Source organism: Acinetobacter sp. YH12227 (assembly GCF_013417785.1).
Lineage (GTDB): Bacteria > Pseudomonadota > Gammaproteobacteria > Pseudomonadales > Moraxellaceae > Acinetobacter > Acinetobacter gandensis.
Genome location: NZ_VPDH01000018.1, coordinates 26,053 through 53,047, shown reverse-complemented (window position 1 = coordinate 53,047; position 26,995 = coordinate 26,053). Strand labels below are relative to the sequence as shown.

Below are 26,995 nucleotides of genomic sequence, written 5' to 3'. Positions count from 1 at the left end.
AACAAGCAGAAGAATGAGAAATGAGTTTTTAGATTTACGTGGTAGTTATGCAAAACCTGTTTTGTGGTCACGCTCATATTTTGCAGGGTCTTGTGGTGGCGCACCTTTGGATATTATTAAAAAATACATTGAAAACCAACAAGGTTAAAATCTTTGAAATTCACCTCCACCCTGACTGTCGGGTGGAGTCCTCTTTCACTTTAAGATAGTTTTCATGACTTAATAAAAAACCCAGCTTGTGCTGGGTCTTTAGATTTTTTCGCAAATTACATTTGAGACTGAATATAGTTTGGTAGGCCAATCAGTTCGATCAAACGCATTTGCTTTTCAAGCCAGTAGGTATGATCTTCTTCAGTATCTGACATTTGCTGACGCAGCATATCACGGGTCACATAGTCACCCTTTTCTTCACACAATTTTACGCCTTGTGCAAGTTTCTCACGAACATGATATTCAAGCGCCAAATCCGCTTTTAAACAGGTCACAACGTCTGTGCCGACTTCAATATCATCACGATTCATATTCGGCGTTCCTTCAAGGAACAATACGCGACGAATCAATGCATCTGCATGTGAGCCTTCTTCTTGGCTTTCATGATCGATACGTTCAAAGATTTTACTTAAACCCCAATCTTCATACATACGGGAATGAATTAAGTATTGATCACGAGCAGCCAGTTCGCCACCGATCAGCATATTTAAGTAGTCTACGACTTCTGGATTGCCACGCATTTTCTTCACTCCATACCCTTTTCAAATATTATGGACAAGTTTCAAAATGAATGCAAAATAATATTTTTGTAAGTTTATGATTTATATAAAATTTAAATGATAAACATACGCATTTGCAGTTCAATTCCGCTCATTTTTCACATATAAAAGAAGCCCTTGCAGAATATTCAAGGCATTTAGAACACGTAATAATCAAAAATCGCTGTATGCTGTTTTTTGTAACAATTAACAATGCGTCTTGTTTAGCAAAAATATCTCCAGATTGATTCAACACACTGTGCTTGCGCTGCTGTGTTTATCGATATAGGAAACTTTTACTGAAGCTTCATGCATTGCATGCCCAAAACAAAGTGAACACTTCGAGCAAAGGCAGGCTTATGCTGAAGTCCAACGTGCATTCTTCCACGCTTGCTGTTGTCTTAAATCTAAAAAGGTCCAAGCGACAAAACGGCTTTCTTTTTGTCCCTGCGTCATTTTAATGGTTTTTACATCCACTGCTCCGCCCTTCGCTAAGGCATTTAACAGCACAGGCAATGTTGTTTTCTTGGAAACCAGCGTACTAAACCAAAGGCATTGCTCAGCAAACTGAATACTCTCTTGCACCATTTGGCAGACAAATCGTTCTTCGCCGCCATCACACCAAAGTTCGTTCTTTTGACCTCCAAAGTTTAACACCACCTTTGTACGATCAACCGGCTTGCCCAGTTTTCTTAATTTTTGAGTGGCTGTCGCGTTGGCTTCATCTTGCGAGGCATGAAATGGTGGATTACACATGGTCAAATCAAAACGATCTGAAGGTTTAATCACACCATTGAAAATATTGCTCGCTTTTTTCTGCAATCGAATCTGAATGCCTTTACGCAGATTCGGATTAGCCTCCACAATAAATTGAGCACTTTTAACCGATGCAGAATGAATATCTGAGCCGACAAATTTCCAACCATAGCTCCGATGACCAATGATCGGATAAATACAGTTCGCGCCAACCCCAATATCTAACACTTGAACGGTATGTCCCGTTGGAATCTGCCCCTCATTACTGGCACTCAACAAGTCAGCTAAATAGTGAATATAGTCCGCTCGACCTGGAATAGGCGGGCAAAGATAATCTTGAGGAATATCCCAATATTGAATGCCATAAAAATGTTTGAGCAATGCTTTATTCAGCATTTTCACAGCCTGTGGATCAGAAAAATCTACCGATAAATCATTATATTTATTTGGGCTGACAAAAGGCGCAAGTTCCGGACAGCTCTTGATGAGTTGAGGAAAATCGTAACGACTACGATGCAGATTTCGTAAATGTAATTCCGATTTTTGTTGCGGAAAAGATTTCTTTGCTTGCGCCATGTATTTGCCAATAATCAACGGGAGAACAGAATGATCTGATAAGGCAGGATCTATACCTGCAAATTAGTCGATATTGTACGTGAATTTAACCATCAATGACGCCCCTATCCTTTTATTTGTCTATCTGCAAATCATTAACCACTTGGAAGTCTATTCTTATTTTATCTGGACATTTTTGTTTGCTATAGCATTAAATCTCATTAAACAAACCGTGGAACATTAATTAAACAATAGTCGCGAAACATAAAGAATCAACAAAAAAGCCCAATCGGTGATGATTGGGCTTTTCACACCAACATAAGACAATGATTTATATAAAGTAAAAATTTAATTTCGTATAACATGTCTTACGTTAAATTTGAAATACTTAATATTTTCTGTCGTACAAAAATAATTAGATTACTCAATTTTTTTATCGCTATTATTTTTGTATGTTTCAGTCATTTCAATAAACCATTTCATCCCAAACTCTTTATCCTCATCATTTAAAAGTCCTACTTCCTTTCTTTCAGCCTCAGCAGCTAATAGCATCTCTTTATTTCTAATAATAAAATCAGCCATATCATCAGCAAGAGCCATTGGATTATCTTCAATAGATCTTAAAGATTCTGGTGGTTGCTTAGATGCCCAATCGAAAAACATTTCACCAATAGACATTAAATCTTTACTTTGTGTTAGACGATCATGTGCACAGTAATCAATAATAATTTTTTCTGATTGCCCCCTACATTTAATAACTCTAAATAGTTCTGCAATAGGTAAAAAGTTAATTTTATTACTTGTTGCGCTTCCTCTAAAGTGCATACCCAATGGTCTAGCTATTCCATCTAAAACACCAATAATCAAGCCACCCGACATACCATTAGTATCAAGATTTAAATTATTATATTTTTCAAAAACAAATGTAAATTTATCTTTTCTCAAATGACCATTGATGATATCCATATTTATCGTAGTACTACATGAATGTATTTCACTATTAAATGGCGCAATATTATTATCAGAATCATAAAAATAAGGATTGGATTGTATAGAGTAACCAAAATCTACGGCAACCATACCATCTTTAAATTCATCAATCTCTAGTGGCTTTACTGTATTAATATCAATGAAGTGGTCAACTACTTGGCCTGGTACAGGATGAAATAATTCAACAAGAATAGCATCTTTAAAATCGTAGTATTCATGTTCCTCTATTATATCTCCTATAGCCCAAAAATATTTAGGATATAGAAAATCATCAACCTTACTAAAACTACGTGTAGATCTATCAGTAACACGAAAAGGCGAAGTATTAGTACCTGAAGAATGTTTAAAATAATCCTCCATAACATGACGAGCTGTTAAAAGAAAATATTTAAGGTCATCCTTAATAAGAATACCTGTTCCCCAATTTGCAAAATAAATATCTTTAAAATTTGTACTTTCATCTACTGAAGAATCTGAAAATATATGAAAAATTCGTCTAGTTGACTTTGCTAAGTCTTCAAAATTTAAAATTACAGGTTTGATACAACTTACCTGAAAATGGCTTTGTTGCACAAACCTATCTGTAAAGGCTTTTTCAGCGATATAATTTTCAAATGAAGAAGCCTGCACACAAAATCTACCGCACAACCAATTGGCCCGCATATAACCGAGCACTTATGAGTCGCGGAAATATTGCCATTTGGTTTGATCCTGCTACGCAATGGTATGCGCCATCAAAAGGCAAACAAGGGCGAAATCAAACCTACTCCGACGCAGCCATCCAATGCTGCTTAATGATTAAATCCTTATTCCGTCTGTCTTTACGTATGGTTACTGGCTTTGTGCAAAGTCTGATTAAACTTTGCGGATTAAATTGGACAGCACCAGATTACACCACGCTTTGTAGAAGACAAAAGCATATTGATATTGCAATCAGCTACCAAAAAAGTAGCGATGGGCTGCATCTACTCATGGACTCTACAGGCATGAAGTTTCTAGGTGAGGGCGAATGGAAACGCAAGAAACATGGATCTGAATATCGTCGCCAATGGCGTAAACTTCATATTGGTATAGATGCCAAAACCCTACAAATACGCGCTATTCAGCTCACAACCAATAATGTCAGTGATTCACAGGTGCTTGGTGATTTACTTAATCAGATTCCACAAGATGAGCAGATTGACTCTGTTTATACCGATGGAGCTTATGACACCAAGCAATGCCGTCAGGTCATTGCAGATCGGCAAGCACATGCGGTGATTCCACCTAGAAAAAATGCGAAACCATGGAAAGATACAAAGAGTAGCTCGCTAGAGCGAAATGAATTACTTCGAACAGTTAAACGTTTAGGCAGGACATTATGGAAAAAATGGTCAGGCTATCATCGCCGCAGTTTGGTGGAAACCAAGATGCATTGCATCAAATTATTAGGCGATAAATTAATGGCAAGAAGCTTTCCTAGTCAGGTGAATGAAATTCATGCACGTGTAGCAGTCCTCAACAGATTTACGGAATTAGGTCGACCACTTACCCAAGTTACGCCTTAAATTTGGCTCAATTAGGGGCGCTTTGCATTTCAAATCTTTGTGCAACAAAGCCCCTGAAAATTAGAATTTTCAAATACCTTCAGTAATGGACTAACTTTTAAATTTTTAAATTTTTTCTTTCTAGACATAACTAAATGTTTATAACCACTTTTCAAAACTTTATGATTAATAGTATCTAAAATCCTTACTATTTAACATCATAGCTGTTATACGAAATAAAGAAGCCTAGATCTAAGATCTAGGCTTTAAATTAATGCTCACAAGTTAGATATGACTCTTTGTCCATTTTTCTGTGAGATTTTGCGTCCATAATCATAAGAATATACATCTATCCAAAATTCATCCCATATTCGCGTTTTTACATCAATAAAAAATCGCTTTTGCAGCGCTCACATGCATTTTCTGTTGAATTCAAAGCGCATTAAACCCAATCATCAACATATATTTTTTCAAATCAATCAAAGACAAAACTAAATATTCTCATTATGATAAAAAAATGCGTCAATTAAAGTTGAAGAATATGAATAGCAAGATAACAACACAGATACTCGTCACAGGCGCAACAGGCTATATTGCCAGTTGGGTCATTAAAAACTTACTTGAACTTGGACATACCGTTCACGCCACAGTTCGAGATCTCAACAAAAAAGCCAGCTTCATCCATTTAGAAAACATTGCAGCAAAAACCAGTGGCACATTAAAATTATTCCAGGCCAATCTACTCGATCAAGGTGCATTCGATACAGCAATGCAGGGCTGCGATATTGTCATTCACATGGCGTCCCCTTTTGTGGTGACCAACTATAAAGACGCAATTAAAGACATTATTGAACCTGCGGTGATAGGCACTGAAAATGTACTCAATAGTGTAAATAAAACTGAATCCGTTAAGCGAGTGGTGGTAACGTCAAGCATTGCATCAACTTATGGTGATGCCATTGATATTCTACAGACCGAACATAATGAATTTGATGAATCGCATTGGAACACTTCTAGCTCTGAGACGCATCAGCCTTATCCGTATTCAAAAGTTATGGCAGAGCGAAAAGCATGGGATATGCAAAAGGCACAAGATCGCTGGGAGCTAGTGTGTGTCAATCCAGCCTTGGTGCTTGGCCCATCATTAACGGCCATGACCAAATCGGGTAGCGTTGAAGTGCTGCAGCAGTTTGCTAATGGTATGACTTTGGCGGGTGTTCCTCCGATGTGGAATGGAATTGTCGATGTCCGTGATGTCGCCGATGCGCACGTACAAGCAGCATTAAACCCTAAAGTATCAGGTCGTTATATCATTAGCGGTGGTACTTTAAGTTTATTAGAAATGGGGAAAATATTACGCTCGCATTTTGGTAATAAATTTCCTTTTCCACGTAATACCTTACCGAAGTTTGCCTTTAAAGCATTTGGCCCTCTTGCAGGTTTCCCACGAAAGTTTGTTGAACTGAATATGGGTTACCCAATTTACTTTAATGCTGAAAAAAGTAAAAAAGAATTGGGCATTGAGTACCGAGATATTCAACAAAGTGTGGTTGAACATTTCCAACAATTACTCGATGACGGTGTGGTTAAGCAATATATTCCGTAAATCATTCATTTGCAAAAAAGCCACCTGACGGTGGCTTTTTATATAAAAAAACTAAACTAACTTAGAAATCAAAAGTCACGCCGACTTTATAGGTACGAGGACCACCCACTAAGGCATAACCTGAGTTGAATGTACCTTCCCAATATTTCTCATCAGTCACGTTATCAACATTGGCTAAGAATGTAGTATTTACACCACCCAAATTGGTTTTATAACGCGCACCTAAATCTAAAATTGTATAGTCTGGTAGTTTAAGTGCATTGGTTTCATTTAAGTACTGTTCACTCACGTAGTTTGCACGTGCATTCACATTTAATCCATCTACATAAGGTACTGCATAATCTAAACCTAGCGTTGCGGTAAAGTCAGGAATACCATATACCGTATTACCTTGATTAGTTACGCCACTTTTCACCGCTGCTTTGGTATATTCAGCATCGATATAAGCCAAACTACCCATCAGATTTAGACCTGTATAAATCTCTCCTGAAAATGACCATTCCACGCCACGTGAACGTGTTTCTGCATCATCTGTGGTAATTTGATTGATTGTACTATTGGGTTGACCGTCAGAATATGAAGATACCATGGTCGATGGTTTTTCAATTTGATACAGAGCAAATGTATTCAACCAAGAACCTGCTTGATATTTTGCACCCAATTCATATTGCTTAGTTTGAAATGGCGCGAAGGTAACATTATTGTTGGCATCTGCAACGTTATTCACCGTTACACCTTCAGAAAGTCCCTCTACATAGTTTGCATAAATAGAAAGATTCTCACCAAAAGGTTTAACCACAACACCTAAGCTTGGCGAAATTTTATCATCTTGATAGCCAGTCTTTCTTTGTAAATTCTTGGTATCGATATCCTGATAGCGTGCACCAACAATCAGCTGCAATTTATCATCTAACATCGAAATCTGATCAGACACCGTATAGCTGACATATCTATTGTCTAAGTTTGGTTGAACCACAGGATACGCTGAAGGCATACCGATAGTGGTGTTAGGATCATATAAATTGGTTGACTCAATATTCTCTTGCGTCGCTTTCACATGCTGATCTGTTTCTTTGGTCAAGTAGTCAGCTCTTACATTTAAGGCATGTTTTACAGCACCTGTATTAAACTTATATTGGAAACCTGTATTGGCTGATGTAATCGATTCAGATGACCCTGTACGATAGTACTGTGAAGTAGCATGACCATCAGCTTGCCCTACGATAAGACGCGTACCAAAAATGTGTCCGCTATAGGCCTTTTCAATATGCCCTACACCCGCATACACATTTAAATCAGGCGTGAATGCATATTCACCACTTAATCCTACAAACTCACTATCTGTATGACCTTCTAAATTACTAAAATAATTGGTATCGCCTTTAGGCGCATCAAGTACGCCATTATAGATATGACCATGTGCGTCTTTCACGCCGAACGCGACCATTGCAGGTGACCCACCATTACGATCATCACGTACCGCATAGGCATCAAAATTAAGTTTTAACTTATCCGTTGTATAGTCTGCAGCAATTGCACCTGATGCATGTTTATCTTCCATGCCTTCAATAATGTGCTCACCTTGACCATAAGCACCATTCACACGTAGACCAAATTCTTTTTCAGCACCAAAACGTCGTGAAACGTCAAAACCTGATTGGTAAAAACCACCTTCTTCCATTGAAGCTGAAACTTGAGTTTTTTCTTTATCTGCACGCTTAGTTTTAGCGATGACCACACCACCGACCCCACCAGCAGGCGACATACCTGCAACCAAGGCATTCGGGCCTTTTAAAACCGTTACCGAATCTAAAAATTCAGTCGGTACGCGTCCATAAGGCGCCATACCGTACATACCATTGAGTGCAATGTCATCGTGATTGATGTCAAAGCCACGAATATTAAAGTTTTCGTTTAAATGACCTTGGTTGGTTGTAATACGGATACTCGCATCATTTTTTAAAACTTCACCAACTGTCGTAGCCTGCTGTTCTTCAATTAATTTTTCACTATATGCAGCAACGCTAAATGGCGTATCAACAATTTTTTTATTTCCCAGTGCACCAAGGTCTGTCTGCGCTTTCAATTTTCCATTTGCAAGCTGCTTTTCAGCTGGTACCTCAACTTCAATCGTTTCAAGCACAGTTCGCTCTGCTGCATTTACTACTGCAGATGTGCCCACCCCTAAGATCGCGATTGAAATCGCACGGACTAAATGAGTTTTTGGAAAATTGATCATTGTTGAACGCTTAATTTATTTTAATAAGAATCATTATTATATGCAGAATGATTCTCACCACTGTTGAGAATCTCGTTTTAAAATCTAATTTTTATCAGTAATTAAAATCTTAAAAAAAGTAAAACTATTATTTTTTTAAATAAGTAATTGTTAAAAAAGAATAAAAATCATATTTAAAAAATAAAATTAGATTTTAATCGAATAAAATTTGAGTTCTATTTGATTAATAATTAAACAGATGACTAACTAAGTTTAAGGACCATTTAAGCTTTATTAGATATTGATGTGGGTTTTCCTCATTTCATGAACAACTTTTTCACTTTTCGACTTAGCAAAAAAAGAGGCATCGCTATGCCTCTTTTTATCTTCACTTAAACCACCAATAATTCTTCAGGTTTTATCCATTATGCTGCTGAACAAAAATGATAAATTCTTGCTCTGTCATCACCGGTACACCTAACTTTTCAGCTTTCTCTAATTTAGAGCCTGCTTTCTCACCTGCTACCACACATTTGGTTTTACTCGATACACTACCACTTACACGGGCACCTAGAGCTTGCAGCATTTGAGTTGCTTCATCACGCCCCATGCTACTTAATGTTCCTGTAATGACCCAACTTTCACCATTCAATGGTTGGCGTGTTGGTGCAATCGGTGCATCCCAGTGAATCCCAGCGGCGAGTAAACGATCTACTACTTCCAGGTTATGCGGTGCTTGGAAGAAGTCGACAATCCATTCTGCGGTGATATCACCCACATCAGGTGTCTTTTTCAATGCATCTAAGTCTGCATGACGAATTGCATCAAATGTTTGGAAAGTATTCGCAAGCATACGTGCTGTCGTTTCACCGACACCTCGAATACCGAGTGCATAAATAAATGCCGCCAAAGTAGTTTTCTTACTGTTTTCAATGGAATCAATCAGATTTTGTACTGATTTTTCACCCATTTTTTCAATGGTCAATAACTTTTCACGGTGCTCATGCAGGCTGTAAATATCCGCAACATCTTTAAGTAAATCGAGATGTAATAATGACTCAGCCCAGCGATCACCTAAACCTTCAATATCCATGGCTTTACGTGAGACAAAGTGGCGAATCGCTTCAATACGTTGCGCTGCACAGTACAAACCGCCTGAGCAACGTGCCAATGCTTCACCTTCAGGCATCACCACAGGTGAAGAACAGACAGGACAACATTCGGGCAATTGAATTTCAACTGTTTCTACAGGTCGAAATTCAGGCCAAACTTTCTCCACTTTGGGAATCACGTCACCACTACGGTAAACACTCACCGTATCTCCCACACGAACGTCTAGGCGGTGAATTTCACCGATGTTATGCAATGTCACATTAGACACGGTTACACCACCAACAGCGACTGGATTTAAACGTGCGACTGGCGTTAATGTCCCAGTACGCCCTACTTGCCAATCAATATTTTCAACTGTTGTGAGTGCTGCAACTGCTGGAAACTTATAAGCGGTTGCCCAACGTGGTTCCCGGCTTAAAAAACCTAAAGTCTGCTGCTGTTTCAAGCTATTAACCTTAATCACCATGCCATCAATTTCAACACTGAGGCTTGGGCGATCAATAATCATCTGCTCATAGGCTTTTTGTACGTCTTGAATGTTGTCGCAAATAAAATGACGCTCACCCACGGCAAAGCCAAATTGTGTCAACCACTCAAGACTTGCAGACATGGTGCTTTGCCCATGATTTGGTTCACACTGTGCAATACCATAGGCATAAAATGCCAAAGGGCGTGATGCTGCTATGGCAGGATCGAGCTGACGTAAACTCCCTGCTGCTGCATTACGCGGATTTGCAAATATTTTCTCGCCTTTTGCTTCATTTTCAGCATTAAGCTTTTCAAAACCCGACTTTGGCATTAGCACTTCACCACGAACCTCTAACAAAGTTGGTATCTCAGTTTCGTTTGAAGTCAACACTTGTGGCAAGTTGCGAATGGTTTTGACGTTTTGCGTAATATCTTCGCCTGTTTCACCATCACCACGGGTAACACCGCGGATCAAAATACCATTTTCATACCACAGTGAAATCGCCAGGCCATCGAACTTTAACTCGACATCATATTCAATTTTTTGATTGGGTAAGCGCTCTTCTGCGCGGCGTGCAAAGGCAAATAAATCTTCAGCATTAAAAACGTTGCCCAATGACAACATCGGCACGGCATGCGTCACCGACTCAAATTTGGATAGCGCTTTACCACCTACTTTATTGGTCGGGCTATCGGGTTGAGTTAGCTCAGGATATTGTTCTTCAAGTGCTTTTAATTGGTGAAATAATTGATCGTATTCACTGTCCTCAATTTCTGGCGTATCCATCACATAATACGCATGGTTATGCTTCGCCAAAAGTTGAATCAGTTGTCGCATCTGTGCAACGACAGTGGATTGTTGTGTCATATATTCACCATAAAAAAGGGCGGTTCTGATTCCGCCCTAATATTTCATTTTCTGTCGCTATTATAGAAATCCACTCGGTGAGTTTCAATCTTCGACCATTAAACTTCAATGGCTTGACCTTGACGATAATCAATTGCTTGATGACGCCAGTGTTCACGCATTTGCGGTGTGAACTCTTGGTTATTTTGGTCGTAGACCGTACCATCAATTTCACGAGCAATCAGACGTGCGATGCTATCCATGGTATCAAAGGCATTTTGCACATCGCTGTGTGGTAATGCCAAGAAGAATGCCAAACCTTTGACTTCTTCCGTTGATAACGTTTCAAGATCAAAACCGGCCGGAATACCATCACTATTCATCTGTAATACAGAGAACAATAATTTATTACCTTCTTCATCATAACGATGGAAACACGCCATTTCACCATAACGTAGACCGTATTTAAGTAAAACTTTTAGCGCTTTTTCACCAGATAACGCGCGGCTATCTGGGAATACATTTAGCGCAATATAAGTTTCGGCAGTCGCTAAAGCACTTTCTTCATCCACAATTTTTTGTTCATGTAGATGCGCATCTAAAATACTGCTTTCTTCATCAAAATCGCTGATTTCTGCTTTTTCAATGTTGCTGTTCACACTAAATTCAGGTGCTTTTTCTGCAACTAATGAATCCTCAGACGGCTCAAGTTTTGTAGTTTCTGCTTGAACTTCAATTTGCGACTTATCAAGCGTTGTTTCAGCAACCTGATCTAAATCCACTTTATCAACAACAGTTTCTGACTTTTCTAATGCAGCTTCGACAACTTCTGATTGAATAGCCTCCACAGATGCAGCAGCTTTCGGTTCAAAGCTTTCAGTTTTATCTTCTTGTGCCACTTCAACAGCTTTTTCATCCGACACTTGCGCAGCTTGTTCAGTCAACGTAGGTTCAACACGTGCTGTTTCCGCCGCTTGTAATTGGCTACGTACATGACGAGGGATCACAGGCTGTTGACTGTCAGGGTCGATATGCAATTCTGAATCTAAGGATGGGGCTGCGTCAGCAGGCTTACGAAACATCATTCGAATGCCCACGACCATAATAATAACCGCTATTACAATCCCTACGATTGTGGTGATTTCCATGTTATGCCTCCGCAGCTAAACCGTATTCTTTGGCCTGCTCAATATTAACAGTCACTAGTTTTGAAGTTCCTGGTTCTGGCATGGTCACACCCAACAGATCCGTCGCCATTGTCATTGCTAGTTTATTGTGTGTAATGTAAATAAATTGCACTTGTTCGGAAAGTTCTTTTACAAGATTACAAAATCTTCCTACATTGGCATCATCTAAAGGTGCATCTACTTCGTCTAAAACGCAAAAAGGGGCTGGATTTAAACGGAATATTGCAAAGACCAATGCCAATGCTGTTAATGCTTTTTCACCACCCGATAACAATGCCAAAGAACTGTTTCGTTTACCCGGTGGTCGAGCCATTAGTTTTACACCCGATTGCCAGCCATCTTCAAGGCTTAAACTTGCTTCACCACCATTAAATACTTTAGGGAACAGTTCTTGTAATTCTGCATTAACCTTATCAAAGGTGGTCATGAATAACTTACGTGTTTCCTGATCAATGCTTTTCATAGCCGCTTGCAACTGCTCAACAGTTTTTTGCAAATCATCAATTTGATGACTCAGATCTTCAAAGCGCTTCGCAACTTCTGTGTATTCCTCAGCTGCTGCCAAATTGACTGCGCCTAATTTATCAAACTGCTGTTGGGCTTTTTCAAGCTTCTGCTGATGTGATGCGACATCAATGCTTAGACCAGTCAGCATCTCACTATTCATTTCTTTCAATTGTTCTGAATAATGCTGCAGATCCGACTGTGCTGACTGCCAAGCCAGACGCTTTTCTTCCAACTGTGTGCGCAGCTTTTCATCTTGTTGCTGATGTGAGTGACGCTGCTCAGTCAATGTCTGCTGCTTGGTCTGTACATTATTCAGTTCGAGCTGCCAATCATTCCAAGTTTTTTGCAAACGTTCAGTGATTTGAGCCTGTTCAGAATACTGCGACTCGAGTGCCGGTAATTCAAGCTGTACAGGATCAACAAACTTCTTCGCCTGTTCCATTTGCCCCAAAATTTGTTGGGTTTGTGCTTTTAAAAACACAGCATCTTTTTCCAACAATTCAATTTGCTGTTTGGTTTGTACGGATTGACGGCGCACAATTTCCAATTCTTGCTGGTTATGTAGAACCACTTGTTGTGCTGACTCTAAATTTCCAGTCAACTCTTCCACTTGAAACTGCAAGGTTTTGTAGTTTGGTAAGGCTTGCTCAAGCTTCATATTCAATGCATGCAGATCAATTTCTAGATCATCTTTTTGCATGGCATCTTCTTCAAGCTGCTCTTCCAGTTGTTGCAATTGATCTTGCAATTGTTGCTTTTGCAAAGCAAAAGCTTGGTTTGAGCTTTGAACTTTGGTAATTGCCAAATCAAGGTTTTGACTGTCTTTTTGCCATGTCTTGAGTTGGTTTTGCTGTTGCTGCAAGTGTTGTTGTAAGTCCTGTACAGCTTGCTGCAACTCAGGTAAAGCTACTTCTGCTTGTTCAAGCTGCGGCTGTAGCACAGACAATGAGGTTGTCAATTCATCCAAGCGAATGCGGTGGCTCAGCGCACCCTGTCCGGCTTGACTGTCTTCGTCATAGTCCAGGCCAATCACCCAGTCCTGCCCCACGTGATAACCATCTAACGTTAAAATGGATTGACCTGATTGCAACTGCGCTTGATGCCGCATGGCTTGGTTTAAAGTCTCAGCCACTGCGACCTGCTGCCAAATTGAATATTGTGGCGCTTCGATCCATGCAGCAAGTGGTGTTAAGTCACAAATTTGACTATGTGACTGATTCGATTGTGCTTTAAGCTGTCGTGCCACGCTGTCTTGAAATGCGTCGTCCGATTCTAAGACTTGGGCATTTAGCCATTTGGCTAAGAATTTTTCCACCAACTGTGCATGAACTTTGCCTTGCGCCGTCAGTTTTAAGCTTTGCATTAAACGTTGACGCTGGCTTTGCTGCTTCGGACTAGATTTGATTAACAGCTGATTCAGGTTTTTCTGTTCAGACAACAGTACCTGTATTTCAGATTTAAGCTGCATCACATTTTGTTTATGCTGAGCCTGCTGTTCTTGTGCCGCAATCAATTTAACTTGAAGATCAGTAATCAACTGCTCTTGCTGTGCTACCTGTTGCTGTAATTGCTGTTTGTCTTGTTCATAATGTTCAAGCTCATCTTGCTGGGCTTGGTTCTGAATTTGACCGCGTTGCTGTTGTAGCGTTTCCCGTTGCTGTTCAATGCGACTAATATTTTTGGTGAGTTGCTCACTTTGTGCCAACATTTGCAGTTTTTGTTGTTGCTGTTTCTCAACTTGAGTACGTACTAATTCAAACTGCTGTGTAGCTTGTTGCTGCTGTGCTTTTAAGTCGGCAAGTTGCTGAGTGTGATCTTGAGTGCTGCTTTCTTGTTGCTGCAATTGCTCAGTGAACATATCTTGCTGTTCTTGCAAGGTTTCAAGTTGCAGTTCTAATAACTGTAAGCGCTCTTTGGTTTGGGCTTTTTGTTTTTCTAGCTCTACTAAACTTGCTGAATTTTGTGCAAATAAACCTTGTTTTTGCTCCAAGGTCATTTTCAATTCAGAAAGCTTTTTTTCTGCTTGTTGCCATTCACTTTGTAGCGGCGTCGATTGTTGAATCAAACGTTGGAACAGAGCACTGGTTGAGGTCAAATCATGTTCTAAGGTATTCAACTCAGAGCGTACTAATTTAAAAGTTTCGCCCAGTTCCGTCATTTGTACGGTGTATTCTTGCTGCAAACGGGTACTTTGCTCACATTGAAAGGACAGTACTTCAATTTTAATTGTGCGAATCTGGGTTTCGAGTTCTTTGTATTGCACCGCAGTTTCTGACTGGCGCTTTAGGGTCTTTAGCTGAGATTTTAACTCTGCGGCAATATCTTCCAAACGTTCAAGGTTTTGCGTGGTGTGCTCAAGGTGCAATAACGTTTCACGTCGGCGTGCTTGATAACGTGACACACCCGCAGCTTCTTCAATATAGACCCGCATTTCTTCAGGCTTGGCATCGACCAAACGGTTAATCATGCCCTGTTCAATAATTGCATATGAACGCGGACCTAAACCTGTCCCCAGAAAAATATCGGTAATATCACGACGGCGGCATTTGGTGCCATTTAAGAAATATTCAGACTTACCATCACGGTTAACCTGACGACGCACTGCCAGTTCATTATAGGCATTATACGCCCCACCGAGCTTGCCATAGGTATTATCAAAGCGCAGTTCAACACTTGCCACACCGACAGGCTTACGCTTTGCTGTGCCCGTAAAAATAACGTCCTGCATGGTACCACCACGCAATTGGCGGGCGCTTGATTCACCCATGACCCAACGAATGGCATCAATCACATTAGATTTACCACAGCCATTCGGGCCAACAACCGCACTACGGTTGCCTTCAAATTTTAATGTTGTGCTGTCGGCAAAAGATTTGAAGCCGGAAAGTTTTAAGCTGCTTAAACGCATAGTGTCCTGATCAACGGCGTGAACGTCTCGCCCACGCTAATTCGATTTGTTTCATCCGTGTTAGTGATTCCAACACAAGGTTGCGTAAGTGTCGACAAAAATCTTCCATAAATAAAGTAGCCTGATGTGTTTTTCTGATTAAAACCGCATCAGTTACCAATTTAAATAAATCATAAGATTCTTGCAGTTCTCGCCTTGAAATATTCAGCGTTAAAAAATAACTTCTTCGGAGTGAAGGCAATAACTCTTGGTAATAACGCATGAGGTAGGCATTGCCAACCATTTCGTGCTGACGAGCCATACCCTGAAAGATCAAATCATAAAACTTTTCAGTATTGCCTTGGCGGGTTTCAACTTCTAATTGCTCAAGTAATAGCTGAATGCGCTCTGCTTCATGGCTACGCCAAGTTTCAGCCATACGGTGAACAATTTGCCCCAACAATAAAGAAGCAATATCGAATAAAGATCGCACTTGTAAGGCCGACATTTCCGAAACCAACGCACCACGACGTGGATATATTTCAATCAACTGGGTTCTTTCTAGAATCAAAAGGGCTTCACGAACAGAGCCCCGACTCACATCCAATTCTGCGGCAATGCGCAATTCTTGAATACGCTCACCTTCCACCAACTCTCCGCGAATAATCTGTTCGCCGATATGTTTGGCAATTTGTTCTGATAAACTGTCCGCTTCTTGTTGTTGCATACTATTCCTGTCTTGTTTTTATAAGATGCAATGCTGAGATTTAACTCAATCATGCTGCATTAAAAACGATTTACAGGTCAGATGAATATGACATTGTCGGACAATCTTGTGTCTTAAAAGCCAATCCTTGGCAATTTAAACCGTCCTTATACTAAAAATTGCTGAAACCCTTGGTAAACAAAATAACATCCCACCGTCGTTAATAAACACGCAAAACAACGTTTTAACATGAATGGCGAAAGCATATGTGCGACTTTCGCACCGAGTTTTGCAGTCATAAAACTCATCACGCTAATACCAATAAAAGCATAAATATGTACATAACCCATAGTATTTGGAACTTCAACCTCGGACTGATGACCAAACCACATAAACCCGAGCGCGCCAGCAATCGCGATAGGTAAACCACACGCAGCTGAGGTCGCAACCGCTTTTTGCATCACCACACCATTTTTATTTAAGTAAGGCACAGTTAAACTGCCCCCACCAATACCAAAGATTGCCGATGCAACACCAATTCCCCCACCTGCTACCATTTGCATTGTGGTTGATGGTAATTGTTTAGACGGATCGACAGGTGTCGCTGCACCCAAAAACATTTTTACAGCAACCCAAAGTGCAAACACACCAATTAATAATTGTAAGCCCTGTCCGGACATCACATCCGCAATACCAGCACCTAAAAATGAGCCAATGACCAAGCCTGGTGCGAGATTCCGAAATACCTTCCACATCACCGCACCTTTTTTATGATGCGCTGAGACGGAACTAAATGACGTGACGATAATCGTCGCTAAGGAGGTACCCACCGCCATGTGCATAATCACACTCGGATCATATTGAAGCTGAGTAAAAACGATGTACAAAATGGGCACAATAATCAGGCCACCACCAACGCCAAACAGCCCTGCTGCAAAACCAGCGATTGCGCCGATGAGCAAATATATGATTAACTCCATCACAATTATTCCACAACTCTCAGATTCAAATGGATTTAGAGACTAGACATTTACAAGACTTACTTCGCACAACACCCCTGCCACCTGAGGTGCTACTGCTTAAACCGATTACGACATCAACCAATGACGACGTGCGCGAAATTGCCAAAAAAGGCATTCAGCATGTATTGGTGTGTAGTGAGCAACAAACGCATGGTCGTGGTCAACGTGAACATCAATGGGTCTCACCCGTTGGTAATATCTATTTAAGCACATTGCTGAATTTACAGACAGCGATAGATGGCCGCCTCGCACTTGAAATCGCCTTAAATATCCTGCAAATGCCAAGCTTGCAAAATTTGAACCTGCAAGTGAAATGGCCAAATGACTTGTATAGCCCATTAGGTAAATGGGGCGGTATTTTGGTTGAACCCTTATCAAATACCCAAGTTATTGTCGGTGTTGGGATGAATTTATATCCCGTTCCAAAAGCAGGCATCGAACAACGCGCAAGCTCTTTATCAGAACTGGGCATGGCTTCCCCGAATCGCTTAAAGCTCATTGCTGAACTCTATGAGGCGATTCAACAAGCAGGCGAATGGTTTAATCACAATTGCTACAACCTTGCCGCACGTTTCAATCACCATGCTGCATTTATGCAGCAAGCCGTTGCGCTGGAACATTTGCAAGGCATCAGCCAAGGATTGTTTTTGGGCATCGAAAATGATGGCTCGATCAATATACAAACAACCCAAGGCTTAGAAAATCACTTCCAAGGACGTTTACGTCTTTCGGATTGCCATTAAATTCACAGGCGTAAAGGTAAGCTTATGAAAAAATTATGGCTTGATGTCGGCAATACACGTCTTAAATATTGGATTACACAGCATGATCAAATTATTGAGCATGCTGCCGAACTGCACCTGCAATCCCCTGCGGAACTTTTGCTAGGTTTAATTCAACATTTTAAAAGTCAAAATATAGATCAAGTCGGCATCTCCTCTGTACTCGACAAAAAAAATAACGATCGTATCCAAAAGATTTTGAAATTTTTAGCTGTTCCCGTCACGATTGCCAAAGTGCATGCCGAATATGGAGGCTTGCGCTGTGCCTATGAGGATACCAGTAAATTTGGTATTGATCGTTGGCTACAAATGCTCGCTGTGGTGAAAGACCCAACACTAAAATATTGCGTGATTAGTTGTGGTACTGCGCTCACAATCGACCTGACAGACGGTTTACAGCATTTAGGCGGTTATATCTTGCCAAATCTGTATTTGCAGCGCGACTCCCTCATTCAAAATACCAAGGGAATTAAAATTCCTGATGCGACTTTTGATGAACTTTCACCGGGTAAAAACACCATAGATGCGGTACATCACGGCATTTTATTAGGCTTAGTCAGTACGATTGAAAAAGTTCTTGAAAAGTACCCTAGTAAATTGATTTTAACAGGCGGTGATGCTTCGCTCTTTGCCCGCTATTTAGAAAAATATCAACCAGATATTGAAGCTGACCTACTGTTACGTGGCTTACAAAGTTACGTCAACGCACATTAATATTACTTAATATTCTTGTTTAATTTTGAACAATGAATGTGTGAAAAAGCAGCCGCATTAGGCTGTTTTTTACATTTGTTTATCGCAATACATCAAAAGCCTTCATTTACAAACTGTATCTCAATTGACGCCCTTTTTTTATTCAAGCCTTTACAATAAACCACGATAATCATTGATTTATCACACACTTTATAATTTTAAAACGTCTTGACCAACATAATATAAGACTAAGAGCATCTACATGAAATTAAAAAACTTATTGGGCTTAGGCGTACTCGCTTCAGCATTATTATTTAGCGGTTGTTCAACAACACAAAACCTAGCCAGCACCAAACTTCCTGCCGACATCAAATCTCAACTCACTACAAATCAAGCAATTTTAGGTTACTTCGGTAAAGAAGATAATCCTGAATATTGTGGTTGCGTTTCATATATCGACTCAAGTTATTACATGAAACCAGTAGAAGATGGTTTTTACCGTGTATTACTCGGGCGTAATGCCGCTGGTGATTTCTTAGTACAAGACTTTTATCAAGAGACCAAAACCCCACAATCCTCAGCAAGCTGGGTCAAAGATCCGTTAAAACTGTTTAGTTTCAACGGCGAAGATGTGGAAGGCCCTGTGACCTTATACCGTAAAAACGGCAAGGTGGAATCGACCTTTACTATTGAAGATGGCAATTATGTAAAAGGTGAGGAGTTTTATCCTAATGGTAAACGCGGTGCTGCTTACACGGCAGATGCTCAAGGAAACTTGGCATATACCCTATGGTATCCATCTGGTCAAAAAGCCACTGAATATGTGGTCGATTTAGATGATGAATATGTGGGTGCGTATAAAGCGTGGAAAGAAGATGGTACAGCAGCAGATGACCAAATTGATGAGATCCGCGAAAATATTTCGAATGCATTAGAATAATCTGCATAAAGTAAATAGGCGCATACTGCGCCTTTTTTATACTTAAGCAGAAAGTAATGGGTGCAAAATATCCCAAAGTTCAGGAATTTCTGAAAATCCATCTTTTGCCATGAAGTGTCCTGCATCCTTGACTTCATAAAGTTGTGCATTGATAAAGCTACTTAATTGTATAGATGCAGGTGGTGGCACAATCGGATCGTTAGAAGATATAAAGCTGATCGCAATCGGCATATGTATCTGCAAAACCCCACTGTCCATCCGCGCTTTTTTTATAAATTCATTTAGTTCAGGCTTCACTGCTAAGGTTGCTTTAAAACCTGATACAAAAATACCTGCCTTAATTTTGGCATTATGTTGCTGAAAATATTGATTCAAATAATGCAGCACCGTTAAACAGCCCAAGCTGTGTGCAATAACAATCGTGTTTTCATCCAAAATAGGCATTTGTAAGGCTAGAAATTTCTGCCAATCATCAAAATTTGGTTGATCAGCATTGGCCAAAACAATACGTTTCGATAAATGGCCTGCATTTTGTAATTTACGACTTAGCCACGGATACCAATGATCATTCGGTGAGGCATCATGGCCATGAATGATATAAACCTTTTTGTGCTCTGGCTGCAGATGTGTGTTCATGTGTAAGTTCTTATTTTAGCCTTTTTCAACGACATAAAGTCAGTTTCTAATTAGCTCATTTTGTATGCGTATCTCCCTACGAACTCAATAACTTTTTGGCGAATATTTGTAATTATTTAATTTGGGAACTAGCAAGCTTACAGCAGTAAATCGCTGACATAAAAAAAGCGCCCAAGGCGCTTTTTTTATGTCTAGAACCAGTTAGATAAACTTATTTATCTTTACCGCCAAACAACGGGCCCATGCCACCGCCGCCGCCGAACTGTTTTTGCATACCGCTTAATGATTTCATCATTTTTGCCATACCTGACGGATTAGCAAACTTCTTCATCATCTTCGCCATTTGTGCATGTTGTTTAATAAGTTTGTTGACTTCAGAAACATCCATACCACAGCCTGCAGCAATACGTTTTTTACGGCTAGGGTTCATTAAGTCTGGATTGCGACGTTCTTTAATGGTCATCGATTGAATAATCGCTTCCATTTTTTTCACTTGCTTCTCAGGATTCGCTTGCGCAATCGCATCCTGAAGGCCAGCATTACTCATACCAGGCAACTTATCTAAGAAGCCCATCATGCCGCCCATTTTATTCATTTGTTCAAATTGCATCAGCATATCTTCAAAGTTGAAGCTACCGCCTTTTTGCAATTTTTTCGCCATTTTTTCGGCTTTTTCTTTGTCGACTTTACGTTCAAGTTCTTCGACCAAAGAAAGCACGTCACCCATACCCAAAATACGTTGTGCAACACGTTCAGGGTGAAATGGTTCAAGGGCATCGAGTTTTTCACCCATACCCAAAAATTTAATTGGCTTACCAGTAATTGCACGTACTGAAAGTGCCGCACCACCACGTGCATCACCATCAGTTTTGGTTAGGATCACACCCGTTAATGGCAACGCATCGTTAAAGGCTTTTGCCGTATTTGCAGCATCCTGACCAGTCATGGCATCAACCACGAACAAGGTTTCAGTTGGCTTGATTGCCGCATGCAGCTCTTTAATTTCATCCATCATTTCGTCGTCTACGTGTAGACGACCTGCTGTATCGACAATCAGTACATCAGCAAATTGGATTTTTGCTTGCTCGATTGCACGATTCGCAATGGTAATGGGTTTTTCATCAGGACTAGATTCAAAGAAAATCGCACCGACTTCACCTGCTACGGTTTGAAGCTGTTTGATCGCGGCTGGACGGTAAACGTCGGCAGAAACCATTGCGACTTTTTTCTTTTGACGTTCTTGTAAGAAGCGTGCCAATTTTGCTGCAGTCGTTGTTTTACCCGCGCCTTGCAAACCTGCAAGAAGCACAACCACAGGAGGTTTTGCTGCTAGGTCAAGGCTTTCATTCGCCTCCCCCATCATTTTGGTCAATTCATCATGAACGATTTTGACGAATGCCTGCCCCGGTGATAACTGAGTCATCACTTCTTGACCCAATGCCTCTTCCTTAACTTTCGCGATAAATTCACGAGTTACAGGTAACGCCACATCGGCTTCAAGAAGTGCCATACGTACTTCACGTAACGTATCTTTAATATTGTCTTCGGTTAGCTGCCCTGAGCCAGTAACATTTCTTAAACTCTGCGTGAGTCGTTCTGTTAAGGTATCAAACATTGCAAATTCCGCTTAAAATAGCCATGAGCAAAAAATTGTTTCTTAAAATAGAAAATTTATGCATAGAATGCTATAGGATACTTTAGTTCTTGCAGAATTTATATAAATGAATATTCATCATCCTGAAAAAGGTTTGACATGATCAGTCTCCCCTTGGTTTATACGATCTTAGCATTAATCGCTTATACCACTTCTTTTTGGTATTTATTCAGCCATTTGATGTCTAAACGTGTACCGAACCATTGGTTAATTGGTGTAGTGCTTGGCTTAGGCATGTTGCTACATGCAGGCGTTTTATATAACGACATGATGACACCATCAGGTGTTAATTATGATGTGTTTAACTTGATGTCTTTTACATCAGGTTTAATGCTTTTTCTCAGTTTAATTTTTAGTACCTATCGCCCTGTTCTTGCAATGAATTTGCTCGGTATTCCTGTGGCAGCAATGGGTTTAATATTGGGTTTTGCCTTTAGTAAACAAAATCAGTTTATTGAACAGCACTCTCTCGGCTTAGATGTTCACATTATTTTGTCGCTTTCCGCATATGCCGTATTGCTCATGGCAACCATTCAAGCTGTGATATTACGTTTTCAGGATCGTGAACTGAAAAACAAACAAAAAAAGCGTGTATGGGTCAGCTTGCTACCCTCGTTCCAAGCTATGGAATCTTTACTGTTTGACTTATTGATTGCCGGCTTTGCGCTATTGACCTTTGCTTTAGGATTCGGTTTCTTCACCATTGATAACTTCTTTGCACAACATTTAGCCCATAAAACTGCGTTCAGTATTATTTCGTGGTTTGTGTACGGCGCCTTATTGATTGGACACTATCGCTTTGGTTGGCGTGGTCAAAAAGCGATTCGCTTTACTATTATTGGTTTTTGCTTGTTGGCTGTTGGCTTTATTGGTTCAAAGTTTATCTTGGAAATGGTATTGGGCCGCTAACTAGCATTTATTGTTATTCAAACGATATATTTTAAGGGAGTTATTTACTCCCTTTTTTACTGCCTCAAATTTGTCTAGTTGTAGTTAAAGTTATACAACTCAATAAATTTTAGGCATAAAAAAAGCGCGAATCGCGCTTTTTTTTCATTACGTCTAAATTATAGAGCAACGATGTTTACAGCATTCGGGCCTTTTTGACCTTGAGCGATGCTGAAAGAAACCTTTTGGCCTTCTTGCAAAGTTTTGAAGCCAGAACCAGTGATTTCGCTGAAGTGAGCGAAAACGTCAGGACCGTTGTCTTGTGCAATAAAACCGAAACCTTTAGTTTCGTTGAACCATTTAACTGTACCAGTAACTGTATTAGACATAATAATACCTATTAATTTGTTGATTTAGCCATTGGATGATGACTGACTATAACTTTGAAAATAATAAAGAATTGAACTTCATCTCTGAAAAAACGAAGGATTATGACTAACACTGCGATACTTAAAGAAAATTTACGAAACAATACTTTTTTTCTAGTTGCAGCTATCATACATGAAATCTTAGATTATTCAAGTGTCATATATGTCGTTGATTCCATTTAAAAACAACGAAGTAAATCATATTCTAATTCTTACTATCCTCATGTATTTCATCACATTATTATTTAAATTTCATGTCAGTTAAATTCTACTTTCGCAGTAGAGATCTGTTCATTTTCAGAAAAATTTATACTTTTTAACAATTTTATCTACTAACCGATTACAACCTAGACAGCATGCTTAAAAACACGTATAACACCGTTTTTCTTTTTCTGGCAGTGTCACTGTGAAACTTGTACTTGCACCCATGGAAGGCTTAACCGACCCAATTATGCGCGATGTTTTAACGCATGTGGGGAGTTTTGACTGGTGTGTAACTGAGTTCATACGTGTCACGGACTCTGTGCTGCCGGATCACATTTATCATAGTTACTGTCCTGAACTGTTACATGATGGCAAAACTGCTGCTGGTACGCCTGTACATGTACAATTCTTAGGTAATAATCCAACCATGCTTGCAGCTAATGCTGTTCGTGCAGTTGAACTCGGTGCTCCGGCTATTGATATGAACTTCGGTTGCCCTGCTAAAACAGTGAATCGACACCGCGGTGGTTCCGTGCTACTAGATGAACCAGAAGTTGTTTATGAACTGGTTAAAGCTGTGCGCGATGCTGTCCCAAGTCATATTCCAGTTTCAGCAAAAATGCGTCTAGGCTACATGGACCGTAACTTTACTTTAGAAAATGCACATGCCATTGAAGATGCAGGCGCAGCATGGGTAACCGTTCATGCAAGAACAAAGGCAGATGGTTATACCCCACCAGCTTTTTGGGATCAGTTACAACCCATTCGTGAAGCCTTAAAAATCAATGTGATTGCCAATGGCGAAATTTGGAACAATGCAGATGCCAAGCAATGTCAATTAGAATCAGGCTGTGAAGACCTGATGATTGGCCGTGCTGCTGTCACTACCCCTGACATTACCCAGTGTATTCGCCAAAATACTGACCAACCCTTAATTACATGGCATGAATTATTAGGCTTACAAATTCGCTTCTTAAATGGTTCATACAAAAAAGAAATGAATATGGTCGGTCGCTATAAGCAGTGGCTAGGAATGATGTCAAAGCACTACCCTGAAGCCAAAATCCTTTGGGATGAAGTAAAACGCGTTAAGCCTTTGGATGAAATTGTCGAAAAGCTTAAAGCGGGTATGTAACCATGTTTAAACCTTTGTTTGTACTTAAACAATCAAAGGTTTTTTTGTTTTGCGAACTCTAAAATTGCCTCAACTTCTTCAGCTAAAAACTCTTTTGGATGTTCTGAGAGTGGATTCATAACTAAAGTTGCGCCTTTGGTAATCGTAAATAACTTTTCCGCATTGATCATGACAAATTCAGCGTCAAGTCCAACATCTTGCTGCAACATAGCTAAATTTAAAAAGAATGGAATAGCTCGTTCCCCATCATCAGTTTGCATGAGTTGAAAATGTAACTGCTGATTTTCATCTCTTTCACCTAAACAGAACACTTGAGTATTCAACAATTGCTGATAGAAATCTTGGTATTGTTCCGGATGATCGGAGGTTGTTTCATAGAGCTGTTGAAGGGAATTTTGCATTTTTAATGTCCGACGAATTATTGTAATAAAAATGATCACTTAAAATTTAAGAATACACCATGATTAAGAATCATGCCGCTGCTTTAAGCTCTCTACATGTTGACGATTAGTTTTCCAAGACTTTTCCAAAATTTCTTTTTCTAATCTGAGTTGGACACGCTTTAATTTCATAGGTGAAATTACGGATTGTTTGTAAGTTTTTACATAATCTGTCTAATCTGCTCCACAACGATGAAAAACATTTGAGGGCATGTCTGTCTTAAATACAGCTTCGGGCATAAATACAATGACTGTATGTATAAACTCCTTATCCAAAATATCAGCTAAAATCTTTTCAAGCGCTTTCATATGTTTATAATTTTGATGGATCGGGTTTTGAAACTTAAAGCTTTGCTTATAAATTTTTTGAGTCCATTGTTTTTGACGCTCAGTACCAAAAATCCACCCTTTATAATTTTTGGTTTCTATAACAAAAATGCCATAAGGACTCAAAAGAATATGATCAATTTGCGTAGTCCCACTTTCGATATCAGGCAATGTCAAATCATTCAGAAGTATGTAATCACCTTTTAGATAAAGTTTGACATGCGCTGCTACAGCAAATTCACCTATTTTTCCTTTTAAAAAAGGTTTAAATACTTTTATTGCACCTAGAATTAATAAGACAGGAATCACCCACCACAGCATTGAAATTAGCGGTGCAAATATTTGGCTGATGTTCATTTATCAAATCTTTTTGTAATTTATTATTCGCAAATATACATGCTATTTTATTGTAATTTCTCAATTTTCAATAAAATATCTTTATTTTCTAAACCACCTGCAAAACCTACCAACTTACCATTCGCACCAACGACGCGATGACATGGTGCAATAATTGAAATTGGATTTTTTCCATTGGCCGCACCTGCCGCACGAACTGCCTTTACATTACCAATCTGTTCAGCAATTTGTTTGTAACTGCGGGTTTCACCAAAAGGAATGGTTAATAGCGCTTGCCACACTTTTTGCTGAAATTCCGTGCCAGAAAAATCGAGCGGCAAGTCAAATATTTGACGTTTTCCCGCAAAATATTCATTCAATTGCTTGGCTGTTTTAAGCAAAATCGGATGTTTGTGATCTTCAACTAAACTCGCTAAGCGCACACGATCAGGCTTTTCATTTTCCCATAGCACTGCAACCAAAGCGGTTTCGTTTGCAACCAATTGTAGCTGTCCTACAGGAGAGTCTAAATATTGATACGACAATTGCATCACGGCCACCAGCTTTATTGAAAAGTTCAGTTTAGATTATTCAGGACGATGATAATTTCATCAAGACTAATCCTGAAATAATCAGTACCGCAGCCAACATCCGCATTGCATTTGCTGGCTCACCAAGCACCACAATACCCAAAACAAATGAACCGACCGCACCTATGCCTGTCCAAACTGTATAAGCCGTGCCTAATGGCAAACTTTTCATGGCATAAGACAATAATGCAAAACTCGCTATCATAAAGACTATGGTGAGAATACTCGGTGTTAATTTGCTAAAACCGTCAGACACTTTCATGCAATAGGCCCAAACAACCTCAAGCAATCCAGCCACAATCAATAACATCCACGCCATTTTCTATACCCATAAAAAAAAGCACAAAAGCGCGAAACACTTTTGTGCGATTTAAATATTAACTTGAAGATAATTTCATTAAGATCAATCCTGAAATAATCAAGACTGCTGCCAACATCCGCATCGCTGTCGCGAGTTCACCGAGGATAAAAATCCCCACCAAAAATGAACCTATCGCACCGATACCCGTCCAAATAGTATAGGCAGTTCCCAAGGGCAAGGTTTTCATAGCATAGGCCAATAAACCAAAACTTAGGATCATAAAAAATAATGTGATTAAACTCGGGCCGAGTTTTGTGAAGCCTTCAGACAGCTTCATTGAATAAGCCCAAATAATTTCAAAAATACCCGCGAAAACAAGAACAATCCAGGCCACGATGCCTTCCTCCATAGTAGAGTCAGGTCGTCCTGACGATTTTTCTTGCCCCTTCGATAGAAGGTTAAAGGGAGGTCGTTCCTCCTGTGATGTTAGCCAGTATAGCAAAT

24 protein-coding genes and 1 pseudogene are annotated in these 26,995 nt (G+C 39.8%); 8 read left to right on the top strand and 17 right to left on the bottom strand.

All coding sequences use genetic code 11. The features are described 5' to 3' along the window. Positions 1 to 148, top strand: a 148-nt coding sequence (locus FTV09_RS05925; RefSeq protein WP_180057295.1) for a transposase, incomplete at its 5' end; no start/stop codon positions are given. Between the two features lie 118 nt (positions 149 to 266). Here the strand turns inward: FTV09_RS05925 and bfr are convergent. The 3 genes from bfr to FTV09_RS05910 form a co-directional block, all read right to left on the bottom strand. Beyond that, positions 267 to 731 (bottom strand): bacterioferritin, encoded by a 465-nt coding sequence (bfr, locus tag FTV09_RS05920; RefSeq protein WP_067762676.1) that lies wholly within the window; start codon positions 729 to 731, stop codon positions 267 to 269. A 375-nt stretch (positions 732 to 1,106) separates the two neighbouring features. Beyond that, positions 1,107 to 2,081: a 23S rRNA (adenine(1618)-N(6))-methyltransferase RlmF gene (gene rlmF, locus FTV09_RS05915; RefSeq protein WP_180057294.1), complete on the bottom strand. Its 975-nt coding sequence runs from the start codon at positions 2,079 to 2,081 to the stop codon at positions 1,107 to 1,109. Between the two features lie 399 nt (positions 2,082 to 2,480). Beyond that, positions 2,481 to 3,680, bottom strand: a complete 1,200-nt coding sequence (locus tag FTV09_RS05910; RefSeq protein WP_180057293.1) for a hypothetical protein — start codon at positions 3,678 to 3,680, stop codon at positions 2,481 to 2,483. Between FTV09_RS05910 and FTV09_RS05905 the strand changes: the two genes are divergently transcribed. Next, positions 3,665 to 4,597 carry an IS5-like element IS17 family transposase gene (locus FTV09_RS05905; protein WP_180057292.1) on the top strand — a complete coding sequence of 311 codons (933 nt, stop codon included), beginning with the start codon at positions 3,665 to 3,667 and terminating at the stop codon, positions 4,595 to 4,597. The genes FTV09_RS05910 and FTV09_RS05905 overlap by 16 nt on opposite strands. A 520-nt stretch (positions 4,598 to 5,117) precedes the next feature. Continuing rightward, entirely contained in the window at positions 5,118 to 6,182 is a 1,065-nt protein-coding gene (locus tag FTV09_RS05900) for an aldehyde reductase (RefSeq protein WP_180057291.1), read from the top strand. Between the two features lie 61 nt (positions 6,183 to 6,243). Here FTV09_RS05900 and FTV09_RS05895 read toward each other — a convergent pair whose 3' ends face one another. The 6 genes from FTV09_RS05895 to FTV09_RS05870 all read right to left on the bottom strand — a co-directional run bounded on the left by FTV09_RS05895 (position 6,244) and on the right by FTV09_RS05870 (position 17,095). Continuing rightward, positions 6,244 to 8,421, bottom strand: coding sequence for a TonB-dependent siderophore receptor (locus FTV09_RS05895; protein ID WP_180057290.1), 2,178 nt, complete (start codon positions 8,419 to 8,421; stop codon positions 6,244 to 6,246). Between the two features lie 397 nt (positions 8,422 to 8,818). Then, positions 8,819 to 10,849, bottom strand: a complete 2,031-nt coding sequence (ligA, locus tag FTV09_RS05890) for an NAD-dependent DNA ligase LigA (RefSeq protein WP_180057288.1) — start codon at positions 10,847 to 10,849, stop codon at positions 8,819 to 8,821. A gap of 98 nt (positions 10,850 to 10,947) precedes the next feature. Continuing rightward, positions 10,948 to 11,976 (bottom strand): cell division protein ZipA C-terminal FtsZ-binding domain-containing protein, encoded by a 1,029-nt coding sequence (locus tag FTV09_RS05885; protein ID WP_180057286.1) that lies wholly within the window; start codon positions 11,974 to 11,976, stop codon positions 10,948 to 10,950. A gap of 1 nt (position 11,977) precedes the next feature. Continuing rightward, positions 11,978 to 15,430: a chromosome segregation protein SMC gene (gene smc / locus FTV09_RS05880; RefSeq protein ID WP_180057283.1), complete on the bottom strand. Its 3,453-nt coding sequence runs from the start codon at positions 15,428 to 15,430 to the stop codon at positions 11,978 to 11,980. 10 nt (positions 15,431 to 15,440) lie between these two features. Further along, positions 15,441 to 16,136, bottom strand: coding sequence for a GntR family transcriptional regulator (locus FTV09_RS05875; protein ID WP_067761860.1), 696 nt, complete (start codon positions 16,134 to 16,136; stop codon positions 15,441 to 15,443). 146 nt (positions 16,137 to 16,282) lie between these two features. Beyond that, the gene (locus tag FTV09_RS05870) at positions 16,283 to 17,095 is read right to left on the bottom strand and encodes a sulfite exporter TauE/SafE family protein (RefSeq protein ID WP_067761862.1); all 813 of its coding nucleotides are present in this window, start codon (positions 17,093 to 17,095) and stop codon (positions 16,283 to 16,285) included. Positions 17,096 to 17,124: 29 nt separating this feature from the next. Between FTV09_RS05870 and FTV09_RS05865 the strand changes: the two genes are divergently transcribed. The 3 genes from FTV09_RS05865 (at position 17,125) to FTV09_RS05855 (ending at position 19,552) form a co-directional block, all read left to right on the top strand. Further along, a complete protein-coding gene (locus FTV09_RS05865) occupies positions 17,125 to 17,880 on the top strand; it encodes a biotin--[acetyl-CoA-carboxylase] ligase (RefSeq protein WP_067761864.1) in 756 nt (251 codons plus the stop codon). Between the two features lie 24 nt (positions 17,881 to 17,904). Next, the gene (locus tag FTV09_RS05860) at positions 17,905 to 18,633 is read left to right on the top strand and encodes a type III pantothenate kinase (protein ID WP_180057281.1); all 729 of its coding nucleotides are present in this window, start codon (positions 17,905 to 17,907) and stop codon (positions 18,631 to 18,633) included. A 241-nt stretch (positions 18,634 to 18,874) separates the two neighbouring features. Continuing rightward, positions 18,875 to 19,552 (top strand): hypothetical protein, encoded by a 678-nt coding sequence (locus FTV09_RS05855; RefSeq protein ID WP_067761868.1) that lies wholly within the window; start codon positions 18,875 to 18,877, stop codon positions 19,550 to 19,552. 42 nt (positions 19,553 to 19,594) lie between these two features. On the opposite strand, the gene FTV09_RS05850 is transcribed toward FTV09_RS05855, so the two are convergent. Both FTV09_RS05850 and ffh read right to left on the bottom strand, forming a co-directional pair. Further along, positions 19,595 to 20,188 (bottom strand): alpha/beta hydrolase, encoded by a 594-nt coding sequence (locus FTV09_RS05850; RefSeq protein WP_067761871.1) that lies wholly within the window; start codon positions 20,186 to 20,188, stop codon positions 19,595 to 19,597. A gap of 211 nt (positions 20,189 to 20,399) precedes the next feature. Then, a complete protein-coding gene (ffh, locus tag FTV09_RS05845) occupies positions 20,400 to 21,803 on the bottom strand; it encodes a signal recognition particle protein (protein WP_067761873.1) in 1,404 nt (467 codons plus the stop codon). A gap of 138 nt (positions 21,804 to 21,941) precedes the next feature. Between ffh and FTV09_RS05840 the strand changes: the two genes are divergently transcribed. Next, on the top strand, positions 21,942 to 22,751 hold the full coding sequence (locus FTV09_RS05840; protein ID WP_067761875.1) for an inner membrane protein YpjD: 810 nt from the start codon (positions 21,942 to 21,944) through the stop codon (positions 22,749 to 22,751). Positions 22,752 to 22,909: 158 nt separating this feature from the next. Here FTV09_RS05840 and FTV09_RS05835 read toward each other — a convergent pair whose 3' ends face one another. Beyond that, complete coding sequence (locus FTV09_RS05835) at positions 22,910 to 23,119, bottom strand: cold-shock protein (protein WP_067761877.1); 210 nt, start codon at positions 23,117 to 23,119, stop codon at positions 22,910 to 22,912. Positions 23,120 to 23,564: 445 nt separating this feature from the next. On the opposite strand from FTV09_RS05835, the gene FTV09_RS05830 reads away from it, so the two are divergent. Next, complete coding sequence (locus FTV09_RS05830; protein WP_180057279.1) at positions 23,565 to 24,497, top strand: tRNA-dihydrouridine synthase; 933 nt, start codon at positions 23,565 to 23,567, stop codon at positions 24,495 to 24,497. A gap of 32 nt (positions 24,498 to 24,529) precedes the next feature. Here the strand turns inward: FTV09_RS05830 and FTV09_RS05825 are convergent, their stop codons facing one another. The 5 genes and pseudogenes from FTV09_RS05825 to FTV09_RS05805 form a co-directional block, all read right to left on the bottom strand. After that, complete coding sequence (locus FTV09_RS05825; protein ID WP_180057277.1) at positions 24,530 to 24,898, bottom strand: SseB family protein; 369 nt, start codon at positions 24,896 to 24,898, stop codon at positions 24,530 to 24,532. 63 nt (positions 24,899 to 24,961) lie between these two features. Further along, positions 24,962 to 25,585: pseudogene (locus FTV09_RS05820) on the bottom strand (nuclease-related domain-containing protein). An 83-nt stretch (positions 25,586 to 25,668) separates the two neighbouring features. Beyond that, entirely contained in the window at positions 25,669 to 26,151 is a 483-nt protein-coding gene (locus tag FTV09_RS05815; RefSeq protein WP_180057275.1) for a methylated-DNA--[protein]-cysteine S-methyltransferase, read from the bottom strand. 40 nt (positions 26,152 to 26,191) lie between these two features. Further along, complete coding sequence (gene sugE / locus FTV09_RS05810; protein WP_180057273.1) at positions 26,192 to 26,509, bottom strand: quaternary ammonium compound efflux SMR transporter SugE; 318 nt, start codon at positions 26,507 to 26,509, stop codon at positions 26,192 to 26,194. Positions 26,510 to 26,567: 58 nt separating this feature from the next. Further along, positions 26,568 to 26,885, bottom strand: coding sequence for an SMR family transporter (locus FTV09_RS05805; RefSeq protein ID WP_180057270.1), 318 nt, complete (start codon positions 26,883 to 26,885; stop codon positions 26,568 to 26,570). Positions 26,886 to 26,995: the final 110 nt, after the last annotated feature.

Bases quoted from the DNA above. Each gene is read 5' to 3' on its own strand.
- FTV09_RS05870 (WP_067761862.1), bottom strand. From the start codon at position 17,095: ATGGAGTTAATCATATATTTGCTCATCGGCGCAATCGCTGGTTTTGCA.
- FTV09_RS05835 (WP_067761877.1), bottom strand. From the start codon at position 23,119: ATGTCTAATACAGTTACTGGTACAGTTAAATGGTTCAACGAAACTAAA.
- FTV09_RS05905 (WP_180057292.1), top strand. From the start codon at position 3,665: ATGAAGAAGCCTGCACACAAAATCTACCGCACAACCAATTGGCCCGCA.
- bfr (WP_067762676.1), bottom strand. From the start codon at position 731: ATGCGTGGCAATCCAGAAGTCGTAGACTACTTAAATATGCTGATCGGT.
- FTV09_RS05855 (WP_067761868.1), top strand. From the start codon at position 18,875: ATGAAATTAAAAAACTTATTGGGCTTAGGCGTACTCGCTTCAGCATTA.
- smc (WP_180057283.1), bottom strand. From the start codon at position 15,430: ATGCGTTTAAGCAGCTTAAAACTTTCCGGCTTCAAATCTTTTGCCGAC.
- FTV09_RS05865 (WP_067761864.1), top strand. From the start codon at position 17,125: ATGGATTTAGAGACTAGACATTTACAAGACTTACTTCGCACAACACCC.
- FTV09_RS05885 (WP_180057286.1), bottom strand. From the start codon at position 11,976: ATGGAAATCACCACAATCGTAGGGATTGTAATAGCGGTTATTATTATG.
- sugE (WP_180057273.1), bottom strand. From the start codon at position 26,509: ATGGCGTGGATGTTATTGATTGTGGCTGGATTGCTTGAGGTTGTTTGG.
- ligA (WP_180057288.1), bottom strand. From the start codon at position 10,849: ATGACACAACAATCCACTGTCGTTGCACAGATGCGACAACTGATTCAA.
- FTV09_RS05860 (WP_180057281.1), top strand. From the start codon at position 17,905: ATGAAAAAATTATGGCTTGATGTCGGCAATACACGTCTTAAATATTGG.
- ffh (WP_067761873.1), bottom strand. From the start codon at position 21,803: ATGTTTGATACCTTAACAGAACGACTCACGCAGAGTTTAAGAAATGTT.
- FTV09_RS05900 (WP_180057291.1), top strand. From the start codon at position 5,118: ATGAATAGCAAGATAACAACACAGATACTCGTCACAGGCGCAACAGGC.
- FTV09_RS05840 (WP_067761875.1), top strand. From the start codon at position 21,942: ATGATCAGTCTCCCCTTGGTTTATACGATCTTAGCATTAATCGCTTAT.
- FTV09_RS05875 (WP_067761860.1), bottom strand. From the start codon at position 16,136: ATGCAACAACAAGAAGCGGACAGTTTATCAGAACAAATTGCCAAACAT.
- FTV09_RS05850 (WP_067761871.1), bottom strand. From the start codon at position 20,188: ATGAACACACATCTGCAGCCAGAGCACAAAAAGGTTTATATCATTCAT.
- FTV09_RS05825 (WP_180057277.1), bottom strand. From the start codon at position 24,898: ATGCAAAATTCCCTTCAACAGCTCTATGAAACAACCTCCGATCATCCG.
- FTV09_RS05895 (WP_180057290.1), bottom strand. From the start codon at position 8,421: ATGATCAATTTTCCAAAAACTCATTTAGTCCGTGCGATTTCAATCGCG.
- rlmF (WP_180057294.1), bottom strand. From the start codon at position 2,081: ATGGCGCAAGCAAAGAAATCTTTTCCGCAACAAAAATCGGAATTACAT.
- FTV09_RS05815 (WP_180057275.1), bottom strand. From the start codon at position 26,151: ATGCAATTGTCGTATCAATATTTAGACTCTCCTGTAGGACAGCTACAA.